The sequence below is a fragment of the Mesorhizobium sp. B2-5-3 genome, from assembly GCF_006441005.1.
Taxonomy (GTDB): Bacteria; Pseudomonadota; Alphaproteobacteria; order Rhizobiales; family Rhizobiaceae; genus Mesorhizobium.
Genome location: NZ_VFUS01000005.1, coordinates 418,116 through 429,026 on the forward strand (window position 1 = coordinate 418,116; position 10,911 = coordinate 429,026).

General features: G+C 62.3%; 11 protein-coding genes and 1 tRNA gene. 2 read left to right on the forward strand and 10 right to left on the reverse strand.

Translation table 11 applies throughout. The features are described 5' to 3' along the window. Nucleotides 1–16 precede the first annotated feature (16 nt). The 9 genes from yacG to FJ867_RS14885 all read right to left on the reverse strand — a co-directional run bounded on the left by yacG (nt 17) and on the right by FJ867_RS14885 (nt 5,752). Nucleotides 17–214: a DNA gyrase inhibitor YacG gene (gene yacG / locus FJ867_RS14845; protein WP_140501037.1), complete on the reverse strand. Its 198-nt coding sequence runs from the start codon at nt 212–214 to the stop codon at nt 17–19. Then, nucleotides 211–837 carry a Maf-like protein gene (locus FJ867_RS14850; protein WP_140817758.1) on the reverse strand — a complete coding sequence of 209 codons (627 nt, stop codon included), beginning with the start codon at nt 835–837 and terminating at the stop codon, nt 211–213. Before FJ867_RS14850 ends, yacG begins: the two co-directional genes overlap by 4 nt. Nucleotides 838–859: 22 nt before the next feature. After that, entirely contained in the window at nt 860–1,078 is a 219-nt protein-coding gene (infA, locus tag FJ867_RS14855; RefSeq protein ID WP_006200926.1) for a translation initiation factor IF-1, read from the reverse strand. Nucleotides 1,079–1,274: 196 nt separating this feature from the next. Then, a complete protein-coding gene (locus FJ867_RS14860) occupies nt 1,275–1,685 on the reverse strand; it encodes a low molecular weight phosphatase family protein (protein ID WP_140501041.1) in 411 nt (136 codons plus the stop codon). A gap of 48 nt (nt 1,686–1,733) precedes the next feature. After that, nucleotides 1,734–2,219 carry a UPF0262 family protein gene (locus FJ867_RS14865; protein WP_140501043.1) on the reverse strand — a complete coding sequence of 162 codons (486 nt, stop codon included), beginning with the start codon at nt 2,217–2,219 and terminating at the stop codon, nt 1,734–1,736. Nucleotides 2,220–2,224: 5 nt separating this feature from the next. Further along, nucleotides 2,225–3,517, reverse strand: coding sequence for a histidinol dehydrogenase (gene hisD, locus FJ867_RS14870; RefSeq protein WP_140817760.1), 1,293 nt, complete (start codon nt 3,515–3,517; stop codon nt 2,225–2,227). Between the two features lie 3 nt (nt 3,518–3,520). Continuing rightward, the gene (locus FJ867_RS14875; RefSeq protein WP_140666550.1) at nt 3,521–3,955 is read right to left on the reverse strand and encodes a DUF2948 family protein; all 435 of its coding nucleotides are present in this window, start codon (nt 3,953–3,955) and stop codon (nt 3,521–3,523) included. A 149-nt stretch (nt 3,956–4,104) separates the two neighbouring features. Next, nucleotides 4,105–5,397 carry a UDP-N-acetylglucosamine 1-carboxyvinyltransferase gene (gene murA, locus FJ867_RS14880; protein ID WP_140817762.1) on the reverse strand — a complete coding sequence of 431 codons (1,293 nt, stop codon included), beginning with the start codon at nt 5,395–5,397 and terminating at the stop codon, nt 4,105–4,107. Nucleotides 5,398–5,524: 127 nt separating this feature from the next. Then, on the reverse strand, nt 5,525–5,752 hold the full coding sequence (locus FJ867_RS14885) for a hypothetical protein (RefSeq protein WP_140817764.1): 228 nt from the start codon (nt 5,750–5,752) through the stop codon (nt 5,525–5,527). A 161-nt stretch (nt 5,753–5,913) separates the two neighbouring features. Here FJ867_RS14885 and FJ867_RS14890 point away from each other — a divergent pair. Beyond that, nucleotides 5,914–5,988 (forward strand) — tRNA-Thr (locus tag FJ867_RS14890). A 79-nt stretch (nt 5,989–6,067) separates the two neighbouring features. Next, nucleotides 6,068–7,741 carry a DUF6538 domain-containing protein gene (locus tag FJ867_RS14895; protein WP_140817766.1) on the forward strand — a complete coding sequence of 558 codons (1,674 nt, stop codon included), beginning with the start codon at nt 6,068–6,070 and terminating at the stop codon, nt 7,739–7,741. Nucleotides 7,742–7,761: 20 nt separating this feature from the next. Here the strand turns inward: FJ867_RS14895 and FJ867_RS14900 are convergent, their stop codons facing one another. Next, nucleotides 7,762–10,899, reverse strand: a complete 3,138-nt coding sequence (locus tag FJ867_RS14900) for a type I restriction endonuclease (protein WP_140817768.1) — start codon at nt 10,897–10,899, stop codon at nt 7,762–7,764. Between the last annotated feature and the right edge of the window lie 12 nt (nt 10,900–10,911).

Below are 10,911 nucleotides of genomic sequence, written 5' to 3' on the forward strand. Positions count from 1 at the left end.
CCCCGCGCCGCCGCTTTCATTTCGGCTCGTCGGCGTCGGGTTCTTCCTCGTCGTCGCGGGCTTTGATGACATAGGCGCCCTTCAGCCAGCGGTTGAGGTCGATGTCCTTGCAGCGCTTGGAGCAGAACGGGTAGGTCTCGCGCGCCGAAGGCTTGCCGCATTCGGGGCAGGGGCGCCTTGGCCGCAGCGGCGTCACCTTGTCGTCCGCGCTCATGGCCGCGCCGAGGACCAGTTTTGATGGACCTTGAAGCCTTCGCCCGAAAGCAACGCTACGGTCTCGTAAAGCGGCAAGCCGACGACATTGGTGTAGGAGCCGACCAGCTTGACGACGAAAACGCCCGCGAGCCCCTGTACGGCATAGCCGCCGGCCTTGCCGCGCCATTCTCCCGACGCGACATAGGCGTCGATCTCCTCGCGCGGCAGCCGCTTGAACCGCACCCGCGTCTCGACCAGCCGCTGGCGCAGTTTGCCGCCGGGCGTGATCAGGCAGATGCCGGAATAGACCCGGTGCGAACGCCCCGACAGCAATCCGAGGCAGTTGGCGGCATCGTCGAGCGTCTCGGCCTTGGGCAGGATGCGCCGCCCGACAGCGACCACCGTGTCGGCGGCCAGCACCAAGGCCGGCGCGTAGTCGGTTTCCGACTTCAGCGACGCAAATGCCTTTTCGGCCTTTTCCTTCGACAGCCTTTTGGCCAGCGAGCGCGGATGCTCGGCACGCAGCGGCGTCTCGTCGATGTCGGCAGGCAATATGCGGTCCGGTTCGATGCCCGCCTGCTGCAGGAGTTCGATGCGGCGCGGCGAACCCGAGGCAAGCACCAGCTTCAGCAAAATGCTCATCGCGGACCAGTCGGCCTTGATCTTACTTGAAACGATAGGTGATGCGGCCCTTGGTCAGGTCGTAGGGCGTCATCTCGACCAGGACCTTGTCGCCGGTCAGCACGCGGATGCGGTTCTTGCGCATGCGGCCGGCCGTATGGGCTATGATTTCGTGTTCGTTTTCGAGTTTCACTCGGAACATGGCGTTGGGCAGCAGTTCCGTGACGACACCCGGAAACTCGAGGACTTCTTCCTTCGGCATTCGATACCTTTGCTTGGATGGTTTCCCGGCGTTTAGAGCATGATGCCGAAAAGTATGAAGCGGTTTTCGGACGACATCATGCTCTACTTCTTTGATCTAGAGTCGGAAGCTGTCAGGTCGAAGAGACCCAACCGCATCCGACTCTAGCCGGAAATTCGGCGGAACCTATATGATAATCGTCGGCTTGTGAACACGCTTAATCCGTCGCGTTTTTTGCTTCCGGAAGCAAAAAACGTCGGCCTATGCGCAACTTCAGCCGTTCGCGCACATCGCGATAGGCCGCGATGATCTGCTCGCGCGTGCCGCTGGCGCCGGTAGGATCCGGCGTCGGCCAGTATTCGACCTCAACGGCGAGCGAGCGGGTGAGCTCCAGCGCGGCATGGTGCGCCTCCGGCGCGAGCGTGACGATGAGATCGAAATAGTCGTCTTCCAGCTCGTCCATCGTCCTTGGATGGCGCTCGCCCAGCGACAGGCCTTCCTCGGCAAGTACGGCATCGACGAACGGGTCACGCTCGCCGCTGCGCACGCCCGCGGAGGCGACGAAGGTGCTGGCCGGCAGCATGCGCCGCGCCAACAGCTCGGCCATCGGCGAGCGCACGGCATTCATGCCGCACAGGAACAGGATCGAACGGGGCGGTGCGCCGGCGGTCAGGGGTTAACCCCGCCAATGGAGCACGCAGACCAGCGTGAACAGCCGGCGCGCCGTGTCGAAATCGATGTCGATCTTGCCGGCGAGCCGGTCCATCAACGTCTGCGAACCCTCATTGTGCAGGCCGCGGCGACCCATGTCGATCGCCTCGATATGGCTCGGCGTCGAGGAGCGAATGGCGTCGTAGTAGCTTTCGCAGATCATGTAGTAGTCCTTGACGATGCGCCTGAGCGGCGTCAGCGACAGGATATGGGTGACCACGGCGGAACCGTCGTCGCGCGTCACGGCGAAAACCAGGCGGGACTCGGCCAGCGACAGCTTCAGCCGGTAGGGGCCGGCGCCGCTGTCGTTGACCGGTTGAAAACTGTTCTCCTCGATCAGGTCGAAGATCGCCACCGCGCGTTCGTGCTCGACGTCGGGCGTCGAACGGCCGATCGATTCATCGAGTTCGACATCGATCAGCCTCGCCCGGGTTTGATCGGAGCCCGACATGGCGCCTACATGTTCAGCCGTATGGCGACGGAGCGTCCATGCGCGTCGAGCCCTTCCGCCTTGGCCAGCGCGATCGCGGCAGGCGCCAGCGCGCGCAATTGCTCGGGCCCGAGCTTCAGGATCGAGGTGCGCTTGACGAAATCGAGTACCGAAAGGCCTGACGAGAAACGCGCCGAGCGCGCCGTCGGCAGCACGTGGTTGGAACCGCCGACATAGTCGCCGATGGCTTCCGGCGTATGGCGGCCGAGAAACACGGCACCGGCATTGTGCATCCGCGACAGGAAACCCTCGGCATCGTCGATTGCCAGTTCGACATGCTCGGCCGCGATACGGTCGACCAGCGGCAGCGCCGCCTCGATCGCCTCGACCTCGATCACCGCGCCGAAATCGCGCCAACTCGCCGCCGCCGTCTCCGCCCGTGGCAGGTTTGGCAGCTGCCGTTCGACCGCCTCCTCCACCGCCTTGCCAAAGGCCGGATCGTCGGTGATCAGGATCGACTGCGCGGACGCGTCATGTTCGGCCTGGGCCAGGAGATCGGCGGCGATCCAGTCGGGATCATTGTCGCCGTCGGCCACGACCAGCACTTCCGAGGGGCCGGCGATCATGTCGATGCCGACGGTGCCGAACACCTGGCGCTTGGCCGCCGCGACATAGGCGTTGCCAGGGCCGACAATCTTGGCGACCGGCTTGATCGTCTCGGTGCCATAGGCCAGGGCAGCGATCGCCTGGGCGCCGCCGACGCGATAGATTTCCGGCACGCCGGCAAGGTCGGCCGCCACCAGCACAAGCGGATTGATGACGCCGCCGGGTGCCGGCACCACCATGACGATGCGCTCCACGCCGGCGACCTTGGCCGGTATGGCGTTCATCAGCACCGAACTCGGATAGCTCGCAGTACCGCCCGGCACGTAAAGCCCGACCGCCTCGATTGCGGTCCAGCGCCAGCCGAGCTCGACGCCCGCGGCATCGGTAAAGCGGTCGTCCTTCGGCCGCTGCCGCTCGTGATAGGCGCGGATGCGGTCGCGCGCGAATTCGAGCGCCTCGATCGTCTGGTGGTCGCAAGCGGCATAGGCGCGGGCGATCTCGTCCTTCGACACGGCAATGCCGAGTTCCCTGAGGTCGGCCCGGTCGAAGCGTCTGGTAAAATCGACGAGGGCCGCGTCGCCGTCGGCGCGCACGCGCGCGATGATCTGGCGCACGGCCGCGTCGACATCGGCCGACACTTCCCTCTTGGTGGTGAGGAAAGCGGCGAAACGCTGTTCGAAATCGGCGTCGGACTGACGAAGCGTGATGGCCATCGCTCAGGTCCTGTGCACGGGGCGCGACGTGGCTTCCCACGCGCCGCCGACATCGGCAAGGCGGGCCTCGATGCATTCGACATCGAGCATGATTGCGCCGCCTCCCGAAAAGATCAGCTCGACTATGCCGGCCGGCTTGCTGATCTCGATGAAGCTGATCGCCAGCAGCGACAGCACTTCGGCCGGCTTGTCGCGGGCTATGCCGCTGGTCTTGGCGCCCAGAACCCGATCGAAATGCAGCACGGCCTGGCGCCGTTCGTTGTGCTGGCGAAAGAAGCCCGATTTGGCCTCCCAGACGAAACGGTTCATGGTCAGCACGAAACGCTTGGCCGCGGGAAGGTATTCAAGGTCCGAGACTTTCATCACGGCGTCCTGGACGTGGGCGGAGACGATGCTCAGGTCCTGGTCGTCGAGGGCGATAAGCTTGAGGCCGTTCATGCGGATTTCGCACCTGAAAATTGACTGTTCAGCCTTCTGTTAGAGCATGATCCCGAAAAGTGGAAACCGCTTTTCGGAAAAGATCATGCTCAAGCAGGAATCCGGAGGTCGTTCCGGTCCGCGCAGCCGTGAGGCGGGCAGGGATCGGCCTAAGCCGAGATCCGTTCGATCACCGCGCCGCAATTGGACAGCTTTTCCTCCAGCCGCTCGAAGCCGCGGTCGAGATGATAGACGCGGTTGACCGTGGTTTCGCCTTCGGCCGCAAGGCCGGCGATGACCAGCGAAACGGAAGCGCGAAGGTCGGTCGCCATGACAGGCGCGCCCTTCAATTTCGGCACGCCGTCGACAATCGCCGTCTGGCCCGAAAGTGTGATGTGGGCGCCCAGGCGCGCGAGTTCCTGCACATGCATGAAGCGGTTTTCGAAGATCGTCTCGGTGATGCGCGACTTGCCCTTGGCCATGGTCATCAGCCCCATGAACTGCGCCTGCAGATCGGTGGGGAAGGCCGGGAAGGGCGCCGTCGTCACGTCGACCGGTGAAATGCCGGCGCCGTTGCGCTTGACGCGGATGCCGGAATTGGTCGGCGTGATCTCGGCGCCCGTCTGCGAGATCACGTCCAGCGCGGTCTGCAGCAAATCGGGACGCGCGCCTTCGAGCACGACGTCGCCGCCGGTCATGGCGACGGCCATGGCATAGGTGCCGGTCTCGATGCGGTCCGGGATGACGCGCACGCGCGCGCCCGACAGCGCCTCGACGCCGTCGATGGTGATGGTTGGCGTGCCGGCGCCGGAAATCTTGGCGCCCATGGCATTGAGGCATTCGGCGAGGTTGACGATCTCGGGCTCGCAGGCGGCGTTTTCAAGCACCGTCTCGCCCTTGGCGAGCGACGCCGCCATCATCAGCACATGGGTGGCGCCGACCGACACTTTCGGAAAGACGTAACGGTTGCCGACGAGGCGGCCGTTCCTGGTCTTGGCGATAACGTAGCCGGTGTCGACGTCGATGTCGGCGCCCAGCGCCTGCAGGCCTTCCAGGAACAGGTCGACCGGCCGTGTGCCGATGGCGCAACCGCCCGGAAGCGACACCTTGGCCTCGCCCATGCGGGCCAGCAGCGGGCCGATGACCCAGAACGAAGCGCGCATCTTCGACACCAGCTCGTAGGGGGCCGTCGTGTCGACGATGTTGCGGGCGGAAAAATTGATGGTGCGCGAATAGCCTTCATTCTGCTTTTCGCGGCGTCCGTTGACCGAATAATCGACGCCGTGATTGCCCAGGATGCGGATCAGCTGCTCGACATCGGCCAGATGCGGCACGTTTTCGAGCGTCAGCGTGTCGTCTGTCAGAAGCGACGCGATCATCAGCGGCAGGGCGGCGTTTTTCGCGCCCGAGATCGGAATGCTTCCGGCGAGCTTGTTGCCGCCGATAATTCTGATGCGATCCATGAAGACTATCCCCTCGGCCCCGAAAGCCGGTTTCAATCGTTTGAGTATCGGCCCGTCTAGACCATCGGCCAACCTGGTTCAAGAAATAGGATTTCCTGGCACCCGACCCAAGAGTGGCTGATTTGAGTTAATCTTTTTGTATTTCCTTCGCCGCGCCGACCCCGTCCGGCCGCTTGTCGGCGTCCCCGGCGCGCCGCTTGTCGGCGTCGCCGGCGCGCCGCTGCTTATCAGCGTCGCCCGTGCGCCGCGAGCGCGACTGCGCCTTGCGTTTCAGCAGATTCGCCCGCAGTTGCTCGGCCAGGCGGTCCTTGCGGCCGGTGCCGCCCTTTTTCGGTGGAATTGTCTTGTCGTTCATTGTCCCGTCCTAGCCGGCGGCCGGCCAGGCCGCTATTCAGGCATAACCAACATTGTGGCGCGGCCATGTCATCAAAACGTATCCGGCAAAGGCTTTCACAGATGCTTTGCACTTGGCCTTGCGCTTGCCGGTTCGATATGGCAGAAGCCCCGCCATCAGCGGCTGCGGTAGCTCAGTGGTAGAGCACTCCCTTGGTAAGGGAGAGGTCGAGAGTTCAATCCTCTCTCGCAGCACCATTCCAAGCCATTGTTTGGAAACAACTATCTGACTTTCTTGGTCTTTTCGCCGCCTGTCTGGTACACAGGGGTGGTACACATGAGCTTGCGAATGCCTGGACCTTGGAAGCATCCGAAGACTGGTATCTACTACCTTCGGCAACGCGCACCGACTGATTTGAAGAATACGCCGATGACTGGACAGGTCGCAATTCCTGTTGGCGACATCATCAGAACTGTGAAGGCGGGCGCAGTGATCAAGGTCAGCCTCGATACGAAAGACCCTGCAGAAGCCAAGAAGCGCCACCGCGAGGCAGATGCCGCCTTGCATGAGTTTTGGCAACGATTCAGGGAAGGGCCTCAGCCGCTCACCACCAAGCAAATCCAAGCCCTTGCCGGCATCCTGTATGCCCGCTTGGTCGATATGATGGACAGTGAGCCGGGCGAGGAAGGCATCTGGAAGGAGGTCCTGCGGCTGAACAAGGGTAAGGAGGAGGGTGGTGAGCTTGACCGCTGGTTCGGCCCCACGGTCGACGAGTTGTTCGCCGAACAGGGCGTCAACACCGACCTATTTAGCCGTACTCGTGTCGTCAACGCCGCCTTCAAGGCAATCCAGCTTGCGGCGGAGACCAATCTCAGGAAGGCCGCAGGCGACTATTCGCCCGACGAAGCGAGAAAGCGTTTCCCCAATTGGGAGGCCGAGCGCGGTGAGGCAAAGCCAGCGCCACGGGTGACGGGGGACATGGACCTGTTCGCCCTGCTGGACCATAAGTTCGCGACACAGAGCCTCAAAGAGAAGACCAAGAGTGACTACTCGCGGGACCTCGCCAAGTTCGTCAAGAGCAGCGCGCACCGGAATGCGCAGGACGTGACGAATGAGGATGTTCGGAAGTGGCGTGACGAATTGATAGCCGAGGGGCTGTCGCCGTCGAAGGTCAACGGTAAGGCCCTTGCGGCGTTGAGCGCGGTCCTCACCCATGCAGTCAGGGAGTTCGGACTACCGACAAACGTCGCCAGCGACATTCGAGACCGCAGGGACGGCCCAGCACCGGGCAAGAAGGGCTATGACATGGAGGAGGCCAAGGCCATCCTCGGAGCCACATTCAACGGCAGCCCCAAGGACATCTCAGCGCCCCACAAGCGGGCGCTCTTCTGGGTGCCATGGATTTGCGCTTACACCGGGTTGAGGGTGACTGAGATCACTCAGCTTCGCGGCGTGGATGTCAAGGCGGATGGTGACACGCCATTCTTGTTCATTACGCCTGAGGCCGGTTCCACAAAGAGCGGCAGGGCGTGGATGACTGCCGTTCATCCGCACCTTGTAGAGTTGGGCTTGTTGGATATGTTCAAGAAGGTGGGCGACGGTCCCGCCTTCTACGTCCCTTATCCCGATGGGACCGACCTCACCAAACTGACAGGTAAACCCCGGTCGCAAGAGGCGGGCGTTCGGGTTGGGAATTGGATCACCGGCGAATTGGGCATACCCGCACCGGGTGGCAAACCCAATCACGCTTGGCGGCACCTGTTCACGTCGCTTTCGCGCAAACATGACATGGACAAGCAGCATCGTGACTTCATGCTTGGCAGCGGTCCTGAGGATGCCCGCGAGGGATACGGCGATTTCCCACCCAGCGCCCTCGCGAGGGAGATCACGAAGCTACCGCGCTTCGATGTCAAGGCGACGATTTGGAGGCCATCGAACCAAGCCGTTGCGGCGCAAGCCCAACGCGAGCGCCGGAAAGGCAATGCGAGAGGCCAGCGGAAGGCTGCGTGAGGCTGTGAGCGTAGTTGCCGTCAACTCCGAGCGGGTTGGATGGCTGGATCAGCACCGTCCCCTCCAGCTCTCAGTGCCTCATAAAGCTGCCCTGGTCCAAGCAGAACGTCCTTGAGCCCCTCCCGGACCTTCGCGGAGTCCAGCGCCTGTTTGCTCATTGTCGTGTGTGCCTCGAAGGCGTCGATGATGGCGTCGAGGATAGCCTTCGACAGATCGGGGGAGTTGGCGAATTGTTCCTTGGTGTTGTTCGCGGCTTGCTGGGCGAGCGTCTCGGACTCCATCAGCTTGCCCTTGATGACGTTGTTCACATAAATGAGCTGGTCATCGTCGGTCACATCGCCCTGAAACAGATCGTTCAGCTTGGCAACGATCTCCGCCAGTAGCGCCTTCTGCTTCTCCTGCACTGATCCGGAACCGGCGTCATAGATCGGCTGCAACGGCTCTCCGAAGCCACCCAATGCCAGCGTACGCTTTCCCTTGTCTGCGAGCTTGTGGTGGGTCAGCACCAGCCCGGAAACGTCAATCTCCTGCCGCTCGCGCCCGAACTCCAGCAAGGGAATGAGGCGGCGATAGAAGATGTGACGGCTTTCGATGGCGGTGTTGCCGTAGTCGAATATCTGCGACAGGAACGCATAAAGACGCACGAATGCGCCCATGTCGGCACGGAACAGCACGAGAGCATCCATCGTATCCTGAGCGTCTTTGGCTGCCTTGGCATCCTCTTTCGACCTGGCTATACGCAATTGCTCCTGAACATCCCTATAGGAACGCAGGAGCCGGTCGGCGACAGGCGTCATGGCTGCGACGAGGTCGCCCTGCTTCGATGCCGGGTCCAACTCGACCTTGACCACGCGGTCGACCTCAAAATCGTCGTAGTACCCCAATGCGTCCAGCTTGGCCCGCAGGTCGAAGACGAGATTGGGGTCGGTCACATTCTCCAGCGAGGCGGTCTCGTAGTAGGTCTGGAACGCCTTGAGAATGTCGTCGCTGCTGTTGACGAAGTCGAGGACATAGGTGGTGTCCTTGCCGGGGTGCGCTCGGTTGAGTCGTGAAAGTGTCTGCACCGCCTGAATGCCCGCCAGCCGCCGGTCAACATACATGCCGCACAACAGCGGCTGATCGAACCCGGTCTGGAATTTGTTGGCCACCAGCAGGATGTGGTACTCGGGTAGCTTGAAGGCCTCACGGATGTCGCGTCCGTTCAGACCGGGGTTCAACTCCTTGCTGGTTTCGGTGAACGGATCGGGTCCGCTCGTCGGGTCGTTGACCTCGCCCGAGAACGCCACCAGCGTCCCCAGCCTGTAGCCTTTCTCCTTGATGTATTTGTTGATGGCGAGCTGCCAGCGTACAGCCTCAATGCGGCTCCCCACCACCACCATCGCCTTGGCCTTGCCATCAAGCAGCGGCTGTACCAGAGACCTGTAGTGCTCGACCACCACCTGCACCTTCTGGCTGATGTTGTAGTCGTGCAGCCGAACCCAGCGCATTAGGGACTTGACCGCCGCGCTGCGCTCGACCTCGGTGTCGTCTATCTCCTTGCCCTCATGGGCTAGCTTGAAGGCAATGCTGTAGGGCGTGTAGTTACGCAGAACGTCGAGGATGAAACCCTCCTCGATGGCCTGTCGCATGGAATAGACGTGGAAGGCCGCTGGCAGGTTTGTCTCGCTCGCAGCCTGATCTGGGAAGGGGCGACGGCCAAACAGCTCAAGCGTCTTCCCCTTGGGCGTGGCGGTGAAGGCAACATAGGTTATGCCCTTGTCGCTGGCCCGGGCAGCCATCTGGGCGGCGAGAATGTCCTCGGAGCTGATCTCTCCGCCATCGCCGAGATCGGCAAGTTCCTCGGGGGAAAGCACGGCCTTCAGCTTGGCTGCTGCCTCGCCTGTCTGGCTTGAGTGCGCCTCGTCGGCAATGACCGCGAAGCGCTTGCCTTGCGATGCCGCCAGTTCCTGCACGGCCTGAAGGGCAAATGGGAAGGTCTGGATGGTGCAGACCACGATCTTCTTGCCGCCAGCCAGCGCCTCGGCAAGTTGTCCGCTCTTCGCGCCGCTGTCGCTCTTGATTGTGGCGACGACGCCTGTGGTGCGCTCGAAATTGAAGATCGCTTCCTGCAACTGCGTGTCGATGACGTTGCGGTCGGAAACCACCAGAACCGTGTCGAAGACCTTCTTGTGCTTCTCGTCGTGAAGATCGGCGAGGAAGTGCGCGGTCCATGCGATGGAGTTGGTCTTGCCGGAACCGGCCGAGTGCTGGATGAGGTACTTGCCGCCAGCCCCTTCGGCCAGCACCGAGGCGCGAAGCTTGCGTGTCGCGTCGAGCTGATGGAAGCGCGGAAAGATGATGCTCCTGATCTTCTTCTTTGCGTCCCGCTCGGCCACCATGTAGCGACCGAGAATTTCAAGCCACGAGTCCCGCTGCCAGATTTCCTCCCACAGGTAGGCGGTGGGATGACCGTTGGCGTTCGGCGGGTTTCCCTTGCCGCCGCCATTGCCCTTGTTGAACGGCAGGAAGCGCGTCTCCGGACCTTCCACCTTTGGGGTCATCATCACTTCGGCATTGCTGACCGCGAAGTGAACCAGAGCGCCGCTCGGGAAGCTCAACAATGGCTCGGGGTTCTGGCCCTTGGGGTTTGGATGGCGATCGAACTTGTACTGGTCCACCGCGTCAGTGATGGATTGCGTGAAGTCAGTCTTAAGTTCGACGGTGGCGACGGGTAATCCATTGAGGAACAGCACCAGATCGATGGCATTCTCGTTGGCAAGCGAATAGCGCACCTGCCGCACGACACGAAGCCTGTTGGCATGATAGCGGGCGAGGATATCGGCGTTCATCGCCAGTGCAGGCTTGAACTGGGCGAGCGCCAAGGGTGCCCTGAGGCCGATCATCTCGACGCCATGCCGGATCACATCGAGCGTCCCACGTTCGTCGGACTGCTTGCGGATGCGGTCAAGCAGGATGGCTCCCGCCGCAGCGCCATGCGACTTCGTCAGGGCTGCCCAAGCGTTTGGCTGGCTGGCCTGAACCCACGCCACCACATCGGCGGGAAACAGCGCACGGGCCCGGTCATAGACAGGAGCGTCGCCATCGGTGTAAAGCCAGCCGTTCGCGGCAAGATGGTCGCAGACTTCGCTCTCGAAGCTGATCTCCTTGTGCAGGTTCATCCCCTCGGTCCC